Source organism: Phaeobacter sp. LSS9, from assembly GCF_003443595.1.
GTDB lineage: Bacteria > Pseudomonadota > Alphaproteobacteria > Rhodobacterales > Rhodobacteraceae > Phaeobacter > Phaeobacter piscinae.
The window spans coordinates 1,358,456-1,379,933 of record NZ_CP031956.1; the positions used below are offsets into that span (position 1 = coordinate 1,358,456).

15 protein-coding genes and 2 tRNA genes are annotated in these 21,478 nt (G+C 59.5%); 11 read left to right on the forward strand and 6 right to left on the reverse strand.

What is annotated here, in order from left to right:
- The first annotated feature begins 2 nt into the window (after window positions 1-2).
- The 5 genes from D1820_RS06520 (at window position 3) to D1820_RS06540 (ending at window position 4,987) form a co-directional block, all read left to right on the forward strand.
- Window positions 3-959, forward strand: a complete 957-nt coding sequence (locus D1820_RS06520) for an ABC transporter permease (RefSeq protein ID WP_040180303.1) — start codon at window positions 3-5, stop codon at window positions 957-959.
- On the forward strand, window positions 956-1,771 hold the full coding sequence (locus D1820_RS06525) for an ABC transporter permease (RefSeq protein WP_024096650.1): 816 nt from the start codon (window positions 956-958) through the stop codon (window positions 1,769-1,771). Before D1820_RS06520 ends, D1820_RS06525 begins: the two co-directional genes overlap by 4 nt.
- Window positions 1,768-3,405: an ABC transporter ATP-binding protein gene (locus D1820_RS06530; RefSeq protein WP_040170366.1), complete on the forward strand. Its 1,638-nt coding sequence runs from the start codon at window positions 1,768-1,770 to the stop codon at window positions 3,403-3,405. The genes D1820_RS06525 and D1820_RS06530 overlap by 4 nt, the downstream gene beginning before the upstream one ends.
- Before the next feature lie 125 nt (window positions 3,406-3,530).
- The gene (locus D1820_RS06535; protein ID WP_040180071.1) at window positions 3,531-4,367 is read left to right on the forward strand and encodes an alkaline phosphatase family protein; all 837 of its coding nucleotides are present in this window, start codon (window positions 3,531-3,533) and stop codon (window positions 4,365-4,367) included.
- A gap of 56 nt (window positions 4,368-4,423) precedes the next feature.
- A complete protein-coding gene (locus tag D1820_RS06540) occupies window positions 4,424-4,987 on the forward strand; it encodes a DUF4453 domain-containing protein (RefSeq protein ID WP_118068279.1) in 564 nt (187 codons plus the stop codon).
- Between the two features lie 8 nt (window positions 4,988-4,995).
- Here the strand turns inward: D1820_RS06540 and D1820_RS06545 are convergent, their stop codons facing one another.
- The 5 genes from D1820_RS06545 to D1820_RS06565 all read right to left on the reverse strand — a co-directional run bounded on the left by D1820_RS06545 (window position 4,996) and on the right by D1820_RS06565 (window position 10,883).
- Window positions 4,996-5,922, reverse strand: coding sequence for an alpha/beta hydrolase (locus D1820_RS06545; protein WP_118068280.1), 927 nt, complete (start codon window positions 5,920-5,922; stop codon window positions 4,996-4,998).
- 139 nt (window positions 5,923-6,061) lie between these two features.
- Window positions 6,062-7,957: an acyl-CoA synthetase gene (locus tag D1820_RS06550; protein WP_102896670.1), complete on the reverse strand. Its 1,896-nt coding sequence runs from the start codon at window positions 7,955-7,957 to the stop codon at window positions 6,062-6,064.
- A gap of 181 nt (window positions 7,958-8,138) precedes the next feature.
- On the reverse strand, window positions 8,139-9,938 hold the full coding sequence (locus tag D1820_RS06555; RefSeq protein WP_118068281.1) for an ABC transporter transmembrane domain-containing protein: 1,800 nt from the start codon (window positions 9,936-9,938) through the stop codon (window positions 8,139-8,141).
- Between the two features lie 201 nt (window positions 9,939-10,139).
- A tRNA-Gly gene (locus D1820_RS06560) sits at window positions 10,140-10,213 on the reverse strand.
- A gap of 121 nt (window positions 10,214-10,334) precedes the next feature.
- Window positions 10,335-10,883, reverse strand: coding sequence for a CoxG family protein (locus D1820_RS06565; RefSeq protein WP_118068282.1), 549 nt, complete (start codon window positions 10,881-10,883; stop codon window positions 10,335-10,337).
- A gap of 348 nt (window positions 10,884-11,231) precedes the next feature.
- Here D1820_RS06565 and D1820_RS06570 point away from each other — a divergent pair, with 348 nt between their 5' ends.
- From D1820_RS06570 to D1820_RS06590, 5 genes are all read left to right on the forward strand, one after another.
- Complete coding sequence (locus D1820_RS06570; protein WP_118068283.1) at window positions 11,232-11,948, forward strand: response regulator transcription factor; 717 nt, start codon at window positions 11,232-11,234, stop codon at window positions 11,946-11,948.
- Window positions 11,949-11,965: 17 nt separating this feature from the next.
- Window positions 11,966-13,219, forward strand: a complete 1,254-nt coding sequence (locus tag D1820_RS06575; RefSeq protein WP_118068284.1) for an FIST N-terminal domain-containing protein — start codon at window positions 11,966-11,968, stop codon at window positions 13,217-13,219.
- A complete protein-coding gene (locus tag D1820_RS06580; RefSeq protein ID WP_118068285.1) occupies window positions 13,216-15,486 on the forward strand; it encodes a PAS-domain containing protein in 2,271 nt (756 codons plus the stop codon). The genes D1820_RS06575 and D1820_RS06580 overlap by 4 nt, the downstream gene beginning before the upstream one ends.
- A gap of 196 nt (window positions 15,487-15,682) precedes the next feature.
- Window positions 15,683-16,432 carry a sirohydrochlorin chelatase gene (locus D1820_RS06585; RefSeq protein WP_118068286.1) on the forward strand — a complete coding sequence of 250 codons (750 nt, stop codon included), beginning with the start codon at window positions 15,683-15,685 and terminating at the stop codon, window positions 16,430-16,432.
- Window positions 16,433-16,690: 258 nt separating this feature from the next.
- Window positions 16,691-16,764: transfer RNA gene (locus tag D1820_RS06590), tRNA-Cys, on the forward strand.
- A gap of 271 nt (window positions 16,765-17,035) precedes the next feature.
- Here the strand turns inward: D1820_RS06590 and D1820_RS06595 are convergent.
- The gene (locus D1820_RS06595) at window positions 17,036-17,716 is read right to left on the reverse strand and encodes a hypothetical protein (protein ID WP_254683370.1); all 681 of its coding nucleotides are present in this window, start codon (window positions 17,714-17,716) and stop codon (window positions 17,036-17,038) included.
- 444 nt (window positions 17,717-18,160) lie between these two features.
- Between D1820_RS06595 and D1820_RS06600 the strand changes: the two genes are divergently transcribed.
- A complete protein-coding gene (locus D1820_RS06600) occupies window positions 18,161-21,478 on the forward strand; it encodes a glycosyltransferase family 2 protein (RefSeq protein WP_118068288.1) in 3,318 nt (1,105 codons plus the stop codon).

Genomic DNA, 21,478 nt, shown 5'->3' on the forward strand with positions numbered 1-21,478 from the left:
CCATGCACCCCGTCGTAAAACTTGTGTCCCAGCGCCTAGCGCTGGGACTAATTCTCTTGATTGCCGCATCCGTGCTCATTTTCATGGGCACCCTGATCCTGCCCGGCGATGTGGCGCAGTCCATTCTGGGCCAGTCGGCCACCCCTGAGGCGCTCGCCAATCTGCGGGAAGAACTGGGCCTGAATGAACCTGCCATACTGCGCTATTTCGACTGGCTGTTCGGCGCTTTGCAGGGGGATCTGGGCACTGCTCTGACCAATGGTCAGGACATCGCAACCAGCATCGGCCGCCGCCTTGGCAATACGCTGTTCCTGGCGTTCTGGGCTGCTGTTATCTCGGTTCCGCTGGCAATCTTTCTGGGCCTTCTGGCGGTGCGTTACCGCGACCGCTGGCCGGACAAACTGATCTCGGCCGTGACGCTGGCCTCGATCTCGATCCCGGAATTTCTGATTGGCTATCTGCTGATCTATTTCGTTGCGGTGCAGATGGGCTGGTTCAGTTCTGTCGCAATGATCAATGATTCCATGAGTTTGCTGGAAAAACTCAACGCCATTGCCCTGCCTGTTGCAGTGCTGACGCTGGTGGTTTTGGCGCATATGATGCGGATGACCCGTGCGGCGATCCTCAATGTGATGCAGTCGGCCTATATTGAGACCGCAGAGCTGAAAGGCCTCAGCACCTTTCACGTGATTGCCCGCCATGCATTTCCCAACGCCATTGCACCGATCGTCAATGTGGTGATGCTGAACCTTGCCTATCTGGTGGTGGGCGTCGTGGTGATCGAGGTGGTCTTTGTCTACCCCGGTATGGGGCAGTATCTGGTCGACCATGTGTCCAAACGTGACGTGCCTGTGGTGCAGGCCTGCGGTCTGATCTTTGCCGCTGTCTACATTGTTCTGAACATGATCGCTGACATAGTCGCTATCCTGTCCAACCCGCGTCTGAGGCATCCGAAATGAAGAATATCCCTATCTCTGCAATGATCGGGCTGTTCTTCACGGCCCTCTACTTTCTGATGGCGATCTTTGCGCCGCTGCTAGCGCCCTATGGCATGGCGGAAATCGTTGGTGACGTCTGGGAGCCGCGTTCTGCGGAGCATCTTCTGGGCACCGACAACATCGGGCGCGATCTGCTGAGCCGGATGATCTACGGTGGTCGCACAACCATCTTCATCGCCACCGCAGCCACGATCCTGTCGTTTACCACCGGATCAATCCTTGGCTTCTTTGCCGCTGTTGCGGGCGGCTGGGTCGATCAGGTCATGTCGCGGCTGGTCGATCTCATCATGTCGATCCCAACGCTGATCTTCGCCCTTGTCGTTCTGTCGGTGATGCCGGTCACGGTACCGGTGCTGATCGTGGTCATGGGGCTGCTGGACTCCACACGTGTCTATCGTCTGGCGCGTGCCGTCGCGGTGGATATCGAGGTCATGGACTACGTCGAAGCGGCCCGCCTGCGCGGGGAGAAAACCGCTTGGATCATCTTCCGTGAGATCTTGCCGAACGCTCTGTCACCGCTGGTGGCCGAAATGGGTCTGCGGTTCATCTTCATGGTGCTCTTCGTCTCGACGCTCTCCTTCCTCGGTCTTGGCGTGCAACCGCCGGAAGCCGACTGGGGCGGCATCGTGAAAGAGAACAAGGAAGGCATCGTCTATGGTATCCCGGCGGCTCTGCTGCCCGCCATTGCCATCGCCACCCTTGCGATCTCGGTCAACCTTGTGGCGGACTGGGTCCTGAACCGCACAACTTCTCTGAAAGGAGGCCGCGGATGAGCGAACCTCTTATGAAAGTGCGCAATCTGAAGATCGGCGCAACTGTCTACCCGCCGGGTGAAAAGCCGCATGACATCGAAATCGTGCATGGTGTCAGCTTTGACCTGCAACCGGGCAAGGTGCTGGGGCTGATCGGGGAATCCGGCGCGGGTAAATCCACCATCGGTCTGGCCTCCATGGCCTATGGCCGCGGTGGGGTCAAAATCACCGGCGGCGAAGTCTGGGTAAACGGTCGCGATATCCTGCAGTCAAAACTGCGCGATATCCGCCGTCTGCGCGGTGGCGAGGTGACCTATGTGTCGCAATCGGCCGCTGCCTCCTTCAACCCGGCCAAAAAGATCATGGAACAGGTGATCGAAGCGGCGGTTGAGCAGGGCAAATTCTCCAAGAAAGAGGCCGAGGCGCGCGCGCGGACCCTTTTTGCCAAACTGGGTCTGCCGGATCCCGACAATATCGGCGAGCGTTACCCGCATCAGGTCTCCGGCGGCCAGCTACAGCGCTGCATGACCGCGCTGGCGCTCTGCCCTGAACCGGATCTTGTGGTGTTTGACGAACCGACCACGGCGCTGGATGTGACCACCCAGATCGAGGTGCTGATGGCGATCAAGGAAGCCATCCGCGACACCGGTGTGGCGGCGCTCTATATCACCCATGACCTCGCGGTTGTGGCGCAGGTGAGCGACGACATCATGGTGCTGCGCCACGGCAATATGGTGGAATACGGCCCCGTTGATCAGATCATCAACGCACCGCAGGAAGAGTATACCCAAGCCCTGGTCTCGGTCCGCTCCATCACCCATGAGGAGAAGGCCCCCACCCCGGAACCGGTGCTGAGCGTGCGCAATATCACTGCGCGCTACAAAGGCACCAAGTTCGACGTGCTGCACAATGTGAATGTTGACCTGCACCCCGGTCAGACATTGGCGGTGGTTGGGGAATCCGGCTCCGGGAAATCGACACTCGCACGGGTGATCACCGGCCTCTTGCCACCGCGCGAGGGCGAGATCGAGTTCGCAGGGCGCACCCTGTCCTCCGATCTGGCGGGGCGCAGCCGCGAAGATCTGCGCGAGTTGCAGATGATCTACCAGATGGCAGATGTGGCGATGAACCCGCGCCAGACCGTGGGCACCATCATCGGGCGCCCGCTGGAGTTCTACTTCGGCATGAAAGGCGCGGAGAAGCGCAAGCGGATCATCGAACTGCTGGATGAGATCGAACTGGGCGAAAGCTTCATGGATCGCTACCCGGCAGAGCTGTCGGGTGGGCAGAAACAGCGTGTCTGTATTGCCCGCGCCTTGGCTGCCAAGCCGAAAATGATCATCTGCGACGAGGTCACCTCGGCGCTGGATCCGCTGGTGGCGGATGGCATCCTCAAACTGCTGCTAGAATTGCAGAAGATCGAGAATGTCGCCTTCCTCTTCATCACCCATGACCTTGCCACAGTGCGGGCGATTTCGGACAATATCGCGGTGATGTATCAGGGGCGCGTGCAGCGCTATGGCGGCAAGACCGAAGTACTGTCGCCACCCTTTGACGACTATACCGATCTGTTGCTCAGCTCGGTGCCGGAAATGCGTCTGGGCTGGCTGGAAGAGGTCATCGCCAACCGCAAGATGGAAAGCGCCGGCAACTAGCAAGCAGGCAGTGCATATCACCTCTCGTCGCAGGCGACTGCGGCGGGACGCTCTCAAAGGCGGTCGCAGGTACAATCCTCACGACCGCCTTTTTAACTCACCTTTATAAGACCCTGGGTTCTGCGATGGACAACAAACTTCTCCTCATCATCTTGGACGGCGTCCCCTGGCGCAATTTCCGTCGGCTGTTTGGCAATCTGGAAGGCTGGGTGGACAGCGGCGAGGCACGGGTCTGGAAACACCGGGCGGTGCTGCCGTCGATTTCCGCCAGCTGCTATGCCTCGATCCACACCGGCGTGGTCCCGGCTGAGCACGGCTGCACCGGCAATGGCAATGTCTTCCGTCTGGGGCACAAGGATGTGTTCAGTCAGGTACGTCAGGGTGGTGGCGTGACAGGTGCAGTTGCCCATAGCTTCTGGTCCTCCTTCTTCAATCGCCATCCCTATGATCCGGTGCGCGATGTGGAATATGACGAGGCCGACAGCGCCACGATCAATCACGGGCGGTTCCATTCGATGACGGGCTACGGGCTGGTCAACCAGATGACCCCCTCCGACGTGGACCTCTTTGGCACGCTGACCAATCTTTGCCTGCGCTTTGGCCTCAACTACGGCATGCTGCACACCTGCACGCTGGATTGCATGGGACACCGGTTCTTTCACGACTGTCAGGAGATGGATCACGCCTGTTTCGTGATGGACGAGATGCTGGCCCCGTTCATTATCAAATGGCGCGACATGGGCTATGAGATCATTGTCACCGCAGATCATGGCCAGGATGAGCGCGGCCACCACGGCGGGCGCAGCCCCCTGCAACAGGAAACCGCGCTTTATTACTTTGGCGATGCGACAGGCCCCGCAGAGGATGTGGTGATTGATCAGCTGCAACTGGCCCCCACCATTCTCAGCCGTCTCGGTGCGCCAATTGCCGACACGATGAAGGCAAAATCTTTCCTCAGCTGAGGATCCATGGCAGGCTTCTTTGGGTGATCGATGTATTCGCCCGACAGGAGCCTGCCATGACCCGACATTGCCTTGCCCTGATACTGCTGCTTCTGCCGCTGCCCGCATTGGCGCAGGATGGCTGTGACGATCTTTGGTTTACGCGGAACCTGATCATGGACCGGGCCGGTTATTGCTTTGGATCGACACTGGGGCAAAGCGTCTTTGACAATAGCGACTGTCTGGGCAAATCGGTCGCGCTTGACCCACACAGCAATCGACAGGTGCAGGAAATCCGGGGGCTAGAGCAATTTCACGGCTGCAAGGTCAATACCAAGCGCCGTCATCTGGCACTGAATGACACCCACCTGCGCCGCCTCCTTGTCGATCTGCCGATCCGCGATGAATTTGAAAGCGCCTGCCTTGGCTGGCTTGGTGGTCCGGTGCCGCTCTACTCAGGTCACAGTGCAGGAACGGCGCGCATTGGAGTGATCCAGCCCGGCGATGTCATCGGGTATTCCCATCTCCCGGTGGGCAACTGGTCTTATGTGACCACCCACACGAGCGACTGGCGCGTCAAAAGCGGTGGATGGTACGACCGCAGTGCCGCACCCGAACAATGCCGTGACTTTGCAGGCTAGGGTAGGCGTCACTCATAAGGCCAGAGCCCCTGCCCCAGCGCTTCCACTGCAACAGAGATCCTCTCAAAACTGTCGCGGGCGCGGCCGACGCTGTGGCGGGCGCGCAGATAGCCGTGGACCAACCCCGGTTCATTGATCCAATGTGCCTTGCCGCCAGCTGCCAAAATCTTGTCGCGGTAGTGACGGGAGTCATCGCGCACGGGATCGCAATCAGCGGTGACCAGCACCGTGGCAGGCAGATCTGAGAAATCATTGTCAGCAAGCGGTTCCAATGTCGGGTCAGTGCCGACCTCACTTCCCTCCGGGCGCCGCAGCTGTCCATAGAACAGAATGTCATCCCGCGTCAGCATTGGGGCCTGCGCATGTTCCAGATAAGAGCCTTCGTTGATGTCACCGCCAAAGGCCCCGTAGATCAGCACCTGACCAACCAGCCCCGTGAGCCGTCCACGGGCATGATGCGCCACCGCAGCGCAGAGATTGGCACCAGCGCTGTCCCCGGCCAGGACCAGATCGCCTTCGAAGCTGGCAGAGATCCACTGGCAGACCGCCCAGGCATCTTCAAAGGCCGCAGGATGCAGGTGTTCGGGAGACAGCCGGTAGTCCACCGCGACCACGCGATAACCGGTTTGCGCGCAAAGCTCGGCACAGACATCATCATGGCTGTCCAATCCGCCAACCACGAACCCGCCGCCATGACAGTACATCACCGTGCAGCCCGGTTCCCCGGCGGTGTAGATCCGCACCGGAACGGCACCCACCAGACGATCCTCGCAGCTGACACTATCAGGACGCGCCGCGCGAAACTCAGCCGCCATGGCGTCATAGACCTTGCGCTGCTCGGCAATCGACAGATCCACCGCATCATCCGGGTAACATTCGCCCGTCTTGCGGATAAAGGCCCAGGTTTCCTCGTCGATCAGCCGTTCGTAGTTCATCTCGCCGTTCCCTGTGTCGTAGTGCGTCGGATGAGCCTAGCAGCGCGGCGGTCAAAAACCATGCCCCAGAATCGAAAAAAAGCGCCCCGGTGGAGCGCTTTCTCAATCTCGTTCAAGGACCAGTGCCGAAGGCGGGTGATCACGCCTTGGGCATGGGCTCCCACGGGCGGGTAAAGACCCCCAGCACGTCGGAAATATCCGAGGCCTTGGCACCGTTTTCTTCGACCTGTGCGACCAGACCGCGACCTTTGTCATCGACCACATGTTCGACACGGGCCGGCAGACCCGCCTTGAGCAACGCGTCGTTGTAGATCCGGGTGATGGCATTCTTACGCAGATCCGGTTTGAAGACCTTGCCCACGGCGGTTTTTGGCAGTTCATCCATTACGGTGACATGTTTCGGGATCGCTGCCCGCTCATGTACGTGGATCTGGCAATAAGCCAGAAGCTCGTCAGGCGTCACAGTTGCGCCGTCCACCAATTCGACAAAGGCACAAGGCACCTCGCCGGCATGGGCATCCGGCTGGCCGATGGCGCCGGCAAAGGCCACAGCCTCATGCCCCAGAAGCGCCTCTTCAATCTCGGCCGGGTCGATATTGTGACCACCGCGAATGATCAGATCCTTGGCACGGCCGGTGATCCAGAGGTACCCGTCGCTGTCCAGCTTCCCAAGGTCGCCAGTGCGCAGGTATTGATCCTTGTAGAACAGACCGTCGTTTTTCTCGACTTCGGTATAGGTGTGACCGGCATAGACACCGGGGCTGGAGATGCAGATCTCGCCAATCTCATCCACCCCCAACTCAACCGTGCCACTGTCGGTTCCTTTGACGATCTTCACATCCGTATAGGGCAGCGGAATACCGATCGAGCCGATTTTCTTCTCACCCTCAACCGGATTACAGGACACCAAACAGGTTGCCTCGGTCAGGCCGTACCCTTCGACGATCTTAACGCCTGTTGCCTCTTCAAACCGTTTGAACAGCTCGACCGGCAAGGGCGCCGAACCGGAGAAGGCGGTTTTCACGGTGGAGACATCCGCATCCACCGGCCGCTGCATCTTTGCCGAGATCGCCGTGGGCACCGTGATGATGAAAGAAATCTTCCAGCGCTCGATCAACTTCCAGAAATTGTCAAAGACACCGTCGCCGCGATAGCCCTGTGGTGTCGGGAACACGACATGCGCACCGGAGGCAACAGCCGCCATCAGGATCACATGGCAGGCAAAGACATGGAACAGCGGCAACGGACACATGATGTTGTCTTCGGCAGTGAACAGCAGCTTGCTGCCCAGCCAACCGTTGTAGTTCATGCCGGAATAGGTGTGCTGTGCCACCTTGGGCATGCCAGTGGTGCCGCCAGTGTGGAAGTAGCAGGCCACACGGTCGCTGTTGGAATCCGCAAAGGTCAGCTCGGTGGGATGCTTGCGCAGCTCTTTGTTGAAGTTCTTGTAGTCCGCATGCGCCAGCTTGTCCTTGCCCTCAAGTTTTGGGCGGATCATCGGCACGATCCAAGACTTCGGCGGGGTCAGATAGCGGTTAAGGTCAATTTCCAGAACCGTGTTTACCTTAGGCGCGTGGCGCACCGCCTCGGCGACCTTTTGGGCCACGTCGGTCTTCGGGAACGGCTTCAGCGTCACCACCACCTTTGCCCCGGTCTCGCGCAGGATGGAGGCGATCTGCTCCGGCTCGAGCAATGGGTTGATCGGATTGGCGATCCCGGCCACAGCGCCGCCCAGCAGTGTCACAACCGTTTCGTTACAGTTGGGCAGGATATAGGCAACAACGTCCTTCTCTCCGATCCCCATGGAGCGGAACATATTCGCCGCCTGGGTGACCTTATCCTTCAGCTGGCGCCAAGTCAGGGTCTCGGCCTTGTCGGTCGGGCCCGAGAAGATCTGATAGCTGATCGCCTTGTTGTCAGGAAACTTCCCGGCCGTACGGGACAACAACCCATAGAGCGTTGTCGGCATGTTTCGCTGCCCGAAGGGCATTTCATTCACTAGTGCCAAGCAGTCCGCGGCCGTGGCAAATCCCATTGGTTTCCTCCCCTAGTCCCCTTGTGCCGGGGAATTTCAGTTAACACAAAATGATTTGAAACGGCCTGTCGTGCAAGCGCGCCGACAGGGTCACGTCAAGGAAGCCTGCGCTTTGACGCAGCGACATTTGACAGTTTTCAACCTTGAAACCGAAATACTGACCGTTTGGGGCGGGTTTTGCCTATTCTGCAGCCAGTCCATCGGTGAACTGCAACCGCGCCAGACGAGCATAAAGACCACCCTCGGCGACCAGTTGGTCATGGGTGCCGGTGGCCACGATGCGCCCCTCTTCCATGACCACGATGCGGTCTGCCTTCTTCACGGTCGCCAGCCGGTGCGCCACGATCAATGTGGTGCGCCCCTGGCTCAGCTCGTCTACAGCCGCCTGCACCAGACGTTCGCTTTCAGCGTCAAGCGCAGATGTCGCCTCGTCCAGCAGCAGCACCGGCGCATCACGCAGAATGGCACGGGCAATCGCGATCCGCTGTTTCTGCCCACCCGAGAGCATGACACCGCGCTCGCCAACCTGGCTGTCGTAGCCTTCGGGCAGTGCGGTGATAAACTCATGCGCCGCCGCAGCTCGGGCAGCGGCCTCAACCTCAGCGTCGCTGGCACCGGGACGGCCAAAGCGAATATTGTCACGCGCGGACAGCGCAAAAATGACCGGATCCTGCGGCACCAACGCGATATGTTTGCGGAAATCATCCCGTTGCAGATCCTGCAACGGCATACCATCTAGGCAAACGGCACCAGACGTCGGATCATAAAACCGCTGGATCATCTGGATGATCGTTGTCTTACCCGCACCAGACGGCCCGACGAAGGCAACCGTTTCCCCCGGCTGCACGGTCAGGGAAACATCCACCAACGCCGGGATCTGTGGACGCGCCGGATAGCGGAAGGATACGTTGTCAAACCGGATTTCCCCGCGCACCGGTGTGACAAGCGTTTGGGGCTGCCTGGGATCCTGGACCTGATCTATCGCCGTCAGCAGCTCCACCAGCCGCTCGGTCGCGCCGGCGGCCCGCTGCAATTCGCTCCAGATTTCCGACAGTGCTGCAACCGAGCCTGCAACGAGAACCGCATAAATCACAAACTGGACCAAGGTGCCCTCGGTCATCACGCCCGCGCGCACGTCATTGGCGCCCATCCACAACACACCAACCACCCCGGAGAACACCAGGAAGATCACGATGACTGTGAGAAAGGCGCGTGTCTGGATCCGTCGCATCGACGCGTCAAAGGCGGTTTCGGTCAGGCGGCTGAATTCGCTCCGGCTTGCACCTTCATGGGTGTAGGCCTGAACCGTCTGAACTGCGCCCAGCGCCTCCCCTGCGTTGCCAGATGAGGCCGCGATCCAATCCTGGTTCTCGCGGCTGATCTTGCGCAGGCGCCGCCCCAGCACAAGGATCGGCACAATCACCGCCGGCACGATCAGCAGCACGAGGCTGGTCAGCTTGGCCGAGGTCAGCAGCATCAGCGCCAGACCACCGATGAAGATCAGCATATTGCGCAGGGCAATTGACACGGAGGACCCCAGAACCGACTGGATCAACGTGGTATCTGTGGTGATCCGGCTCAGCACCTCGCCGGTCATGATCTGTTCATAGAACGCCGGGCTCATGCCAATGACGCGGTCAAACACCGCCTTGCGGATATCGGCAACCACCCGTTCGCCCAGCCGTGTGACCAGCGCGTAACGCAGTCCGGTGCCTGCCGCCAACAGCGCAGCGATCACAAGGGCGGCGGCAAAATACTGATTGAGAAGCGCGGCTTCGGAGATCCGGAAATTGTCGACAACCCGACGCACCGCCAGAGGCAGGGTCAGCGATAGACCCGCTGTCAACACCAGCGCCAGCGTCGCCATGGCCATCAGCACACGATAGGGGCGCATGAATGGCCATAGTGCGGAGAGAACACCAACTTTGCGTGATTTCTCGCGCTCTACATCCGCAGTCGGGACCGCTTGATTTCCCGCCATGTCAGCTCCTTCGACGTTCCGTGTGGCAGGTTCTCGAGCCTGCGCATCGCCAAGGTTCATGACTGCGCAAACCTCTAAGGTCAAGCGCACAGAGACCATCATCCCTGGCCATAGCGCCGCATGCCGCAGATCAACCAGACGTGCCGCGTCGTGACGGGTAACGGCGCGGGCGCCACAAATATCAGCTGATGTCGGAAATCCTGGAGCGGGTAGCGGGAATCGAACCCGCACCTTAAGCTTGGAAGGCTCTTATGATACCATTTCACCATACCCGCTCAGGGAATTTGGTCTATAAATCGGTGCTTTCTGAGCGTCAAGCGGATCTGGTGTGAAAATCTCACATTTCGCAGCGTCGCTTGGAACCACCGACTGCCGCAGATCTGATCTGCGGCCTCGTCAGCTGCCCAGCACGCGGCCAATCCACCCCTTGCGCGGCGCGTCGTCATCGGTGGGGGTTTCGGTGTCCGCGTCGTTTGCCTCCGCGTCGGCGCCAGCTGTCTCATCGGCTTCAACAGCGCTCTGAAACCGTTCGAAGAACTGATCGGCCATCTTCTTGGCAAAGCCATCAATGATACGGCTGCCAAGCTGCGCCAGCTTGCCACCAACTTTGGCCTCCACCTCATAGCTCAAAAGGGTCTGCCCATCTTCGCCGTCGCTCAAAGTCACATGGGCATCCCCCTTGGCAAAACCGGCAGCGCCGCCCTTCCCCTCGCCGCGCAGGGTCAGGCTGTTTGGCACATCGAGATCTGAGAGCGTCACAGTTCCGCGAAACGTCGCCTTCACCGGACCCACTTTCTGCACGACGACCGCCGTGAAGCCATCCTCGGCGGAGCCGTCCATCTCCTGACAGCCCGGTACCGCATTCTTCAGGGTTTCGGCATCCAGCAACCCCTGCCAGACCTCGGTGCGCGGGGCAGCTATGGTGCGGGTATCGGCAAGTTTCATAAGCGCTATTCCTTCTTCTGGCGATCGGCTGGGGATCTCAATCCTGGCAGACAGCGGACGGCCTGCACGACATTGCATAGTCTAAACCGGAACCGCCCCGATATGCGACATTGGTTGCAGGCCAACGGTGGGCTACCCCGCCCTAACGCTTTCGGTCAACCTGCGACGTCAGCTTGTTCCTGGCCATTGCCGGACCAGATCGCAGAGCATGATCATCACCTTCGACCTTTCGCCTATTGGTAGGTCCGCATCTGTGCTGTTAGCATGATTCTCGCCGACAGCAGCGCTTAAGTCACTGCAACTGCCCGACCTATGCCACAGAACCAGCCGCCCGACCTCAGGAGCCTGATGACACAGACGTCCCCCACAACAGCCACGACGCAGAGCGCCACCGCCGATCCGCAAGGCTTGGCCCGCTTTGTCACCGCGTTGATCGTCGAGGATCATCCGCTGTTCTGCGACGCCTTGGCGATGACCTTGCGCGCGACAGTCGGGATTAGCACCATCGCAACCGCACCGACACTGGAACGGGCCATGGCCGAGATCGCCGATAAAGCGGCCCCCGATGCGGTGGTTCTGGATCTGAATCTACCGGACGTTCATGGGCTGGACGGGCTTATCCGGTTGCGCAACGCCACCAGCGCGCCGATCCTAGTCGTCTCATCCATGGCGGACAATCGGGTGATCAGTGCCGCCATTCACGCAGGTGCCGCAGGTTTCGTCCCCAAGCACAGCCAGCGCGAGATCTACATCGGCGCGTTCGATGCCATCGCAAAGGGCACGCCCTTTGTCCCGCCCGGCTATGTGCTGTTGCCGCGCGACAGCGAAACGCAGGACGCGACGGGGCGACTGGCGACACTGACCAATCAGCAGGCGCGCATCCTGCAGCTGATCTGTGCTGGCAAACTGAACAAGCAGATCGCCTATGACCTGTCCATCGCTGAAACCACGGTCAAGGCTCATGTCACCGCAATCATGCGCAAACTCGGTGTGCAAAGCCGCACCCAAGCAGTTCTGATCGCAAAGGAAACCAGCTTTGCAAACGTCTTGCAAGATCTGGGCTGAACTGCCTACCATCCAGCATGACACGCCCTGCCCGTCCCCGCGCCAACACCGATCCCCCCGCAACCGCACAGGCGGAGGCCGAGCGCACTCTGCCAGCTATGGCTGCCGCATTGCACCACGCCGGTCGCATCACCCGCACCGGTTTTGCAGACGCCGACGCGCCTGATGCGCTGGCGAGGTTGGCACAGATGCTGGCGCCGTTGGATGAGCTTGAGTTGATCATTCTCTTTGTCTCTCCCCAAGCCGATATCCATGCGCTCAGCGCGGCGGCCGCCCATGATCTGGCCCCCGCACAGGTGGTTGGCTGTACCACCGCAGGCGAAATCGGCGAGGCCGGTTACACAGATGGAGAGATTGTCGCCATCGGCCTTCCGCGCAGCCATTTCTGCGCCCGTGTTCTGCCGATTGACGATCTGAACGCCTATGACGCCCAGAACCAGATCGACCAGATCATTCGCAATCGCAACGACATGGCGCGGGAGACACCGCAGTGGGGATCCGAATTTGCCTTTCTGTTGATTGATGGGCTGTCGGTCAAGGAGGACGCGCTCACCGCCGATCTTGCGCCGGGGCTTGGCCCGGTGCCACTGTTTGGCGGATCCGCCGGAGATAGCAGCGATTTTGGCGCGACATATGTCCTCTGTGATGGGAAGGCACGGCAGAACGCAGCGGTCCTTCTGCAGATCCGCAGCAACTGCCCGATCAAAGTCTTCAACACCGATCATCTGGTACCGACGGCCCAGCGCATGGTGGTAACCGGGGCTGATCCTGCTCGCAGACTGGTCCATGAGATCAACGCCGAACCGGCAGCGCGGGAATATGCGCGCCTGCTGGGCAAGGATCCGGAACAGCTGACCACCTTCACCTTTGCCGCCCATCCCGTCGTGGTGCGCATTGGTGGCCAGCATCATGTGCGCGCGATCCAACAGGTCGCAGACACTGGCGATCTTGTGTTTTTCTCCGCCATCGACGAAGGGGTCGTGCTGACGTTGGCAGAGCCTCTCGATATGGTGGATCATCTCGACCGCGCACTCTCTGTGCTGGGAGAGACCCGGACCCCGGATGTGATTCTGGCCTGCGATTGCCTGCTGCGACGGATGGAGGCCCAGCAGAAACAGCTGACCCCACAGATCTCCGCGCTGCTGGCCAAACACCGCGCGGTTGGGTTTTGCACCTACGGGGAGCAGGTGAACTCCATCCATGTGAACCAGACCCTGACCGGGGTGGCCATCTACCCGCCCGAAACAGACGACACTGCGGTCAGGCCATGACCGAAGGCCTGATTGATCCGCGCGATTCACTGGAACGGCAGAATGAAAAACTGCTGAAGATCACCGCAACCCTGATGCGCCGGGTGGAACAGGATACCGATGCCTCCGGACTTGCCTATGCGCAGTTCGAACGCGCTGTTTTGCTGGAAGAGGAAATCCGCAGCCGCACCCGCGATCTGGAGCGCACGCTGGATCTGCTCAATCTCTCGAACGCCAAGCTCGCCGAGGCCAACCGCGAAACCGAAGCCGCGCGCGCCAATCTCGCCAATGCCATTGAAACCGTGCAGGAAGGGTTCGCTCTCTTCAATGCGCAGGATGTGCTGGTGATGTGCAACAGCCGATTTGGCATGCACATGCCGGACATCTGCGCTGATCTGCGTCCGGGATTGAGGTTTGACAGCTACGTGCAGCTGGTCAGTTCCAGCACGGCCCTGTCGCTGCCGACAGGCACGCCCCCCACCACTTGGGCTGCGCGCCGACTAGCACGACATCAGGACCGCAGCGTCATGTTCAACGTCCGCATGACCGGCAATCGCTGGGTGCAGGTGAGCGAGCACCGGACGCCGGATGGCGGCACGGTCATCCTGCAGACCGATGTCACGGATATCATGCGGATCCAGCATCAGGAACGTGAACGCATTTTGGATGATCAGGCCCGCCTGATCCGCGCCACATTGGAACATCTGAACCAGGGGGTCTGCATCTTCGATCAGCAGGCCCGGTTGGTCGGGTGGAACCGGCTGATGGGGGATCTGCTGTCGATCCCGATCGGGCGATTTCGCATCGGCAGCCGGTTTGAGAGTATTTTTGAGCGCCTGCGCGAGACCTTTACCTTTGCCCAAGCGGATATTGCAGATCAAGTCGCAGACTGGGCGCGCCCGCGCACCGCATTGGGGGACAGTTCAGCTTCCGCAAAGACCGCTACCGATCAGCGCGCGCGGGCTCCGCTCTCTTTCGATATTCAGCAGGGTGCGACGCGGGTTCTGACGGTGTTTATGCAGGATATGCCCGATGGTGGCTTTGTGATCAGCTTCACCGATGTCACCGCCGAACGGCAGGCCGCCCGCGCCATGAGCGAGGCACGCGACACCCTGGAACAACGCGTGCTGGAGCGAACGCTGGAGCTGGAAGACGCGCTGCAGGCCGCTGAACGGGCCAATGCGTCCAAATCCCGCTTTGTCGCTGCCGCCTCCCATGATCTGCTGCAACCCTTATCTGCCGCAAAACTCTTTGTCGCCGCTCTGGAAAGCGAACTTCCCGACGGTGCGCCTCAGGACACGTTGCATAAGGCGGCCAATGCGCTGGACAGTGTCGAAACGCTGGTCTCGGCTCTCCTCGATATCTCAAGGCTGGATTCCGGTCGCGCCGAGGTCCATGTGGCCTCTGTAGATCTGGGCGACCTGTTGGGTCAGCTTCAGGACGAGATGCATCCAATGGCCGATGCCAAGGGGCTGACCCTACGCCTCAGACCCAGTCAGGCGCGCGTGCTAAGTGATGTAACCTATCTGAGGCGTATCCTGCAGAACCTGATTTCCAACGCGCTGCGCTACACCGATAAAGGCGGTGTATTGATCGGTATACGGCCCCGCCGCGCCTCTGTCCGGGTTGAGGTCTGGGACACGGGGCCCGGCATTGCAGAACAAGATCGCGGCCGCATTTTCGCAGAGTTCCAGCGCCTCAATGCCACGGCGAGTGCTGCTGACGGAATGGGGCTGGGGCTGGCCATTGTGGAGCGTGCCTGCGCGCTACTTGGCCACCCCCTGACACTCAGATCTGAGGTCGGGCGTGGAACGGTCTTTGCCATTGACCTGCCCCGCGACGCCGCCCAGCCGAAGATCGGCGAGGCATTGCTTCTTGACGCGGCGCCCCCTCGCCCTGCCGCTGCGCAGCTGCCGCAATTGATCGCGCTGCTGATTGTTGCCGATACAGACCTGCGGCAGGCGCTGAGCCTCACTATGGAACAATGGCAGATCGACGTGCTGCCCTGCGCCAGCGAGGGTGAAGCCCGGACCTTGCTGGCCGAAATTGAGGTCGTCCCGGATGTTCTGCTGATCGATCTGCACCTAGGGTCAAACCTAAGCGGCGCCAAAGTCATTGAGGATATGCGTCGCGATCTTGGTCCTCTACCTGCATGCCTCATGTCCGCCACCCCCAGCCCAGACATCACCACGCTGGCGCAAGCACTGGATGCCCAGCTGTTCACAAAGCCGATCCACACGGAGCAGCTGCGCAGCTTTCTCAACGATCTGCGCTCTCCGCAGGTTTGATGCCCGATCAGCGCGCCCTTGCCTGAATCCGCCGCTGCCCTGACAACGGCAACCGAGTGACGCGCCACGCTCCGCCGCTGCAAAAGTGATCCGTGGGTGCAAGCGCAACGTAGTAAATCCACAACGAAACCTCTATCTGCGATATCTAGTCCGCCCTCGCCGTCCAGATCATCGCACAGCCGGAAAACCACGCCAGATGACCTCTCCCCACGTTATGCCGGTGCACCGGCCCACCGCCGTCATCACCGCACACGGCCAGCCCTCCGATCCCGCCCCGCAGGAACGCGCGCTGGCAGAGCTTGCAGATGCGGTCGCAACCCTGTTGCCGGACTGGGATATCCGTTCGGCCACCCTTGCGACCTCCGACAGGCTGGAACAGGTGACACCGCAGGGCGCGCTGGTTTATCCGTTCTTTATGGCAAATGGCTGGTTTACCAGTTCTGTGCTGCCACGACGGCTGCAAGGGCACGACGTTCATCATCTTCCGCCCTTTGGGCTTGACCCGAACCTGCCCGGCCTTGCCTGCGATGCGCTTGCCCTGGCCTGCGCCGCACGCGGCTGGTCCCTTTCCCAAACCCGTATTCTGCTCGCGGCACATGGCTCAGCCCGTGGCCCCAAGGCCGCAGAGGCGGCAGAGGTCTTTGCAACAGCGATGCGCGACCGCCTTCCCGGCACCACGCTGGCCACCGGTTACGTTGAGGAAGACCCGCGCATCGCAACGACCGCCCGAGTGTTCGAAGACACCGCCCCAGCGCGGCCCAGCCTCTGCCTGCCGTTTTTTGCGCAAGCGGGCGAGCACGTGCGCGACGACATTCCCGATGCGCTGGCCGATGCAGGCTTTGGCGGCGATACCCTGCCGGTTCTCGGAGCACTCCCGCAGGTGCCACAGCTGATTGCAAACGCGCTCAATAAAGCCCTTTCCGGCCCCGGTGTCATGCCAACCTGATCTGAATGTAGCGGGGCGCTCCTGCACATTGCCCGCAGCTACGTGTCTTCGCCGTGTTTGGTCCCAGGTGGATTGTAATTCGAACACATGCCACCGTGACAGGCGTCAGTCTTGCCCTCCCCAGACCTGGGGAAGCGCGTGCCCATAAGAACAAGACAGTGCCACAACAGAATTTTTCATTTTTTCCGCCCGGTTCCGCACAGCGGCACTTGCACCGCCCCCCCGCATGTGATTAATCACGCCTCACACCACCGGTAAGGCGAGTTGGCGGAGTGGTGACGCAGCGGATTGCAAATCCGTGTACACCGGTTCGATTCCGGTACTCGCCTCCACTAAAATCAATGAGTTGAAAAGACTTGAGCCCTTGATGTTATCACCAGGGCATCTCATTCGAGTTATCGCCCTGTTCTGCTTATAGACACTCCTTCGATGCTTGACGTACGCGCATTGTCTGACCGGCCTCTGCTGCATCCTTCGAGATTGTCTTTTTGGTGGCGTGGGTAAATAAGCGCAGCCTCGCGTACGAGCGTCGTAAAGCGTCTTAGCTAGACCGTCGCACACGCTCGCTACGCGGCCGTAGTCCGGGGTTCGCAACGCCTACCGCTAAACCGAGGCGGATGCCTGAACCGGCTCCCAGTAGACCGGGCCGCAGTCATTGTCTTCGAGGAACCTGTAGCGCGCCGCCCGGCGGTCCTCATTCAGTTGAATATCTGGCGCGGAGCGGTCGTCAAAACGGTAAGGCAATACCGCGCGCAGGTCCTCGGTATGCTCAAACACAGCCCGTACCACCCAAGGACGCGTATACATCGCCTCGCGTGTCGCTTCCTTCGGGCGTTGGAAACCCTTGGACGATGGAAACACAATCTCTCCCTCCACAGGGATCTCGAGGGACCTCAAAAAGTCGCGGTAGTCATCCTTTAGGCGTTCGACCCGGATGATGTGATCCGCGACGCAAACACCATTGAGCGAATAGACGTCAAAATCCTGCGGCCAGCGGCCATCGCTGACGAACCTTTTGAACCGGGGCGCTACCGGGCGCTCTGGGCGCCGATTGCCCTTCCAGAAAAACGAGGAAATTGCCTTCTCCCAAGGATTCCGCTCGGTGCAGACCACATCGTAATCCACGATATCCTCACCGTAGATGCGCAGCGCATCACAATATCTGGAGTGGTTTTGCAGCTCAATCACTTCACCGGAATTGATATTCACAAATCGCGGATTTTCGATCCGTGCGACGCACTCCACCCGCTGGGCTTCCTCACGTGGGCGCAGTTTGGTTATCATATCCTGCGGGCCGCAATATCTGCTGATCGCGAGTTCGATTGAGCTGCCAGCGGTCTTCCCCGGCTTCACGTAAACAAAGTTATGTTTGTGGCTTACAATCATTTGAACGCACTCAGAAGGTAGGGTATCTTTCGCTTATGGCATGCGGGGTTACCTCGGGCAATGATCACAGGCAGGTCGATGACCGGCCCAAGAGGTTGATAAGGCAGGTATGAATACGCACGAACGGCACCAGCGCTGAGGGACCCGTGTCGACATACCCACGGAGCCCCCTTGTGGTAACAAGGATGAGTGTCGAACGAGGCACTTCTGGACAGGGAGCAGTTTTTCAGGCTCGATTTTGCAAGTCGTCAATTTCGCCCAGCGAAAGATACGATTTTCGAGCGACCCAACGATCGCCCTCTTGGCCTTTTTCATAAAAACAACGAAGCAGTGCGGAATATTATGTCTGACCTCCCAGTAATCGCCTCCCTCTGGATTGGGGGAAATCTGAGTTATCTTGAACAAACCTGTCTCAAATCATTTGCCGATCACGGACATCGCACCCTTCTTTACACCTATGAAACCGTAGACAATTGCCCACCCGGTGTTGAGCTGATGGACGCGAACCGTATTTTTCCGGCGTCAGACTTCATCCGCCACAAGGTGTCTGGTTCCCCGGCCGTTCACGCCGATGCCTTTCGCTACAAGATGATCTCGATGCAGAATGTCATTTGGGTGGACGCAGATGTTCTCTGCGTGAAGCCCTGGGATTTTCAGGATCAATGGGTTTTTGGCTGGGAAAAAACCGGGCGTCTGGTCTGCAATGCCGTCCTCGGTCTGCCCCGGTTCTCCCGAACGCTGCAGCGGCTCAATGCCTTCTGCGAAAACGAATACCCGATCCCGCCTTGGGCAAACGGGGAAGAACGTGCACAGCTTGAAGCCGCACATGCGGCTGGCAACCCGGTGCATGTATCCGAGCTGAAATGGGGCGTCTGGGGCCCCTCAGCATTGACGCATTTCCTCAATGAAACTGGCGAGATGGCCCATGTGAAACCACAGATGGCGTTTTTCCAGATTTCGTTCAAAGAGCGCCGCAATCTGCTGTCGCCGGGTTATATTGTTGAGAAGAAGATTGATGATGGCTGCTATGGTGTGCACCTCTGGAACCGTCGGCTGAGCCGCCGCCTGATCACTCATGAGGGTGGCATTCCGCATCCTGAGAGCTATCTCGGCCGCGCCTTGGTCCGTCACGACATTGCTGCTGCTGCTGCCCCGATCCCGGACCGCCCACCAGCGGGAAAACCGACACAGGCTGAGCTGGCAAAAGCCAAAGCCTCCACCCCGGCGGCCAAAGCCCCTCCCCCTGCCGCTGGGCACTCAGCCGACCCGCATCTCGGCATGCCGCTGGACCAATTGGTGCAGAGCCCGCATTACCAACGCGCGATCAACAACCTTGAGCTGCGCACCGAGACCATTGGCGACCGGCTCTCACCGCTGTCAGAGCCAATCTCAAACGATAACATCCTAATCCTGACCTCAATGAAGAACGAGGCGCCCTTCATTCTGGAGTGGATTGCCTATCACAAGGCGATCGGGGCTAAGCATTTCCTCGTCTACACCAACGATTGCAGCGACAACACAAATGAGATTTTGGATCGCTTGGCTCAGCTGGGTCTAGTCACCCGCGTCACCAATCCCTGGGATCCGACCTCCGGTAAGAAGCCTCAGCATGTAGCGCTGGCAGACGCGATGCAGCAACCCGTGTACAAGGCGGCGGATTGGGTTCTGACCATTGATGTCGATGAATTTGTGAACATCCACGTCGGCGAAGGACGTTTTGCCGATCTGTTCAAAGCGGCAGGTGACCCCAACGTCATCTCCTTCACCTGGAAATTTTTTGGCAATGGTGGCGTTGCCAACTATGAAGACCGCCCGATCATCGAACAGTTCACCGCCTGCGCGCCAGAGTTCATTCCCAAGCCACGACTGGGTTGGGGCTTCAAAAGCATGCTGCACAAGTCCGCGCCTTACACAAAGATCGGCGTACACCGTCCGCTGAAAATCGACGACGAAGAAAACGTCTCGCAGGTGCGCTGGGTCAACGGGTCCGGTCGCGTCATGCCGGAGATGCTGCTAACCAACAATGGCTGGCGCTCCACCAAGCGGTCACTTGGGTATCGCATGGCGACGCTGAACCACTACGTGCTGCGCTCCGCGGACAGCTTTCTGGTGAAACGGGACCGAGGCCGCATCAACCATACAGAGCAAGATCAGGGTATCGACTACTGGGCGCGACGCAATTACGCCTCTGAAACCGACGCACGCATGCACAACCGCGTACCAATGATGCGTGCTGAGTTGGACACGCTGATGGCCGACGCGAAGCTGGCAGATCTACATGCGGAAGCGGTTCAATGGCACGAAGCCAAGATCGCTGATCTGAAATCAAAACCAGAATACGCCGCACTTTACGAAAACCTGACCGAAGTCGCACGCCCGGATGCTATCTATCTCACCAAGCTGGAAGACCAGGCTGAGGCCGGAACCCCGGCGGATGTCCAGATACCCGAGCCCGAAGCCCTGCTGCTCTCACCCGAACAGATTGAGGCAAAGACACAGCTGCTGAAGGAGATGGTACAAGGCAAGATCCGTGTTGGGGATCTGCGCAGTCGGGAAGCAGAGCTGGGCGTGTCGATGGATGTCTCAGATCTGGCTCAGAAGATGCAGCGGGCGCCTCAGGCCGTCACCGCTGCAACCAACCCAGCGCCCGCTGCAAGCCGTGTGGTCAAAGTCGCACCCACCGCGCCTGTTTCGAGCGATCAGCATAGGCTTGATCATGTGCCGATCTGGCTTCCCAAAGCTCCAGACACCACCGCACCCGCTGCTGGTGACCCAAGGTTCACGGACATGCGGACCCATGCCGCTCAGCGCGCTGGCTTTTTCTGGGAGAGCGATGAAAACGCGCTGTTCTTCGAGCCTTTTGGCAAGCGGCTTGTGGTCACTTTCGACAATATCCATGTGGTTCAGCAAAAGGAGGGCCAGCGATGGCCGTGGGGCTACAAACTGCTATCGCAGACGCTGGGCTGTTCGGTCCTTGGTGTGATCGGCTCCAAGCGCAATTGGTTCCGCAGCCCCTTTGTTCATGATAGTTTTGACCACCTGCGCGACAGTGGTTTCTTTGATCAATTCGATGAGGTCCTGTTCTACGGTGCCTCCATGGGCGCCTATGGCGCGCTGACCTATTCGCAATGTGCACCGGGCGCCAAGGTACTCGCCATCGCGCCGCAAACCACGCTGGACCGCCGCATTCTGCCCGATGATGACCGCTGGGGCTGGACCGCGCGTCTGGACTGGGATGATCGCTATGCGGACGCCGCAGAGGCAACCCATCTCGCTGATGATACGGTGGTTCTCTATGATCCCTACTTCGACCCGGATGTGCAGCAGGTCAATCGCCTGAACGGTGACAATATCCGCAAGTTGAGAATGCCATTCTTCGGCCACCAGCTGCCGCAGGCGCTGGTCAATATGGGGATCCTAGAACCGATACTGAGCGAGATTTTTGAGGACCGCCTTACCGCCCAACGGTTCTACCAGTTGCTGCGCGCCCGTCGTGATCTCCCCCGTTTTCAGCATGATCTGCTGATGAAGGCTGAGGAGAAGAACCACCCAAAGCTCGCCATTCAAGTCTGTGAATACACGTTGAAAAAACGCGATGCCAAGAACATCCGCAATTCCCTTAACCGTCTCCGCGCCGAACTTGCAGAAGCGGAAGGATAA

Bases quoted from the DNA above. Each gene is read 5' to 3' on its own strand.
- D1820_RS06520 (WP_040180303.1), top strand. From the start codon at position 3: ATGCACCCCGTCGTAAAACTTGTGTCCCAGCGCCTAGCGCTGGGACTA.
- D1820_RS06525 (WP_024096650.1), top strand. From the start codon at position 956: ATGAAGAATATCCCTATCTCTGCAATGATCGGGCTGTTCTTCACGGCC.
- D1820_RS06530 (WP_040170366.1), top strand. From the start codon at position 1,768: ATGAGCGAACCTCTTATGAAAGTGCGCAATCTGAAGATCGGCGCAACT.
- D1820_RS06535 (WP_040180071.1), top strand. From the start codon at position 3,531: ATGGACAACAAACTTCTCCTCATCATCTTGGACGGCGTCCCCTGGCGC.
- D1820_RS06540 (WP_118068279.1), top strand. From the start codon at position 4,424: ATGACCCGACATTGCCTTGCCCTGATACTGCTGCTTCTGCCGCTGCCC.
- D1820_RS06545 (WP_118068280.1), bottom strand. From the start codon at position 5,922: ATGAACTACGAACGGCTGATCGACGAGGAAACCTGGGCCTTTATCCGC.
- D1820_RS06550 (WP_102896670.1), bottom strand. From the start codon at position 7,957: ATGGGATTTGCCACGGCCGCGGACTGCTTGGCACTAGTGAATGAAATG.
- D1820_RS06555 (WP_118068281.1), bottom strand. From the start codon at position 9,938: ATGGCGGGAAATCAAGCGGTCCCGACTGCGGATGTAGAGCGCGAGAAA.
- D1820_RS06565 (WP_118068282.1), bottom strand. From the start codon at position 10,883: ATGAAACTTGCCGATACCCGCACCATAGCTGCCCCGCGCACCGAGGTC.
- D1820_RS06570 (WP_118068283.1), top strand. From the start codon at position 11,232: ATGACACAGACGTCCCCCACAACAGCCACGACGCAGAGCGCCACCGCC.
- D1820_RS06575 (WP_118068284.1), top strand. From the start codon at position 11,966: ATGACACGCCCTGCCCGTCCCCGCGCCAACACCGATCCCCCCGCAACC.
- D1820_RS06580 (WP_118068285.1), top strand. From the start codon at position 13,216: ATGACCGAAGGCCTGATTGATCCGCGCGATTCACTGGAACGGCAGAAT.
- D1820_RS06585 (WP_118068286.1), top strand. From the start codon at position 15,683: ATGACCTCTCCCCACGTTATGCCGGTGCACCGGCCCACCGCCGTCATC.
- D1820_RS06595 (WP_254683370.1), bottom strand. From the start codon at position 17,716: ATGATAACCAAACTGCGCCCACGTGAGGAAGCCCAGCGGGTGGAGTGC.
- D1820_RS06600 (WP_118068288.1), top strand. From the start codon at position 18,161: ATGTCTGACCTCCCAGTAATCGCCTCCCTCTGGATTGGGGGAAATCTG.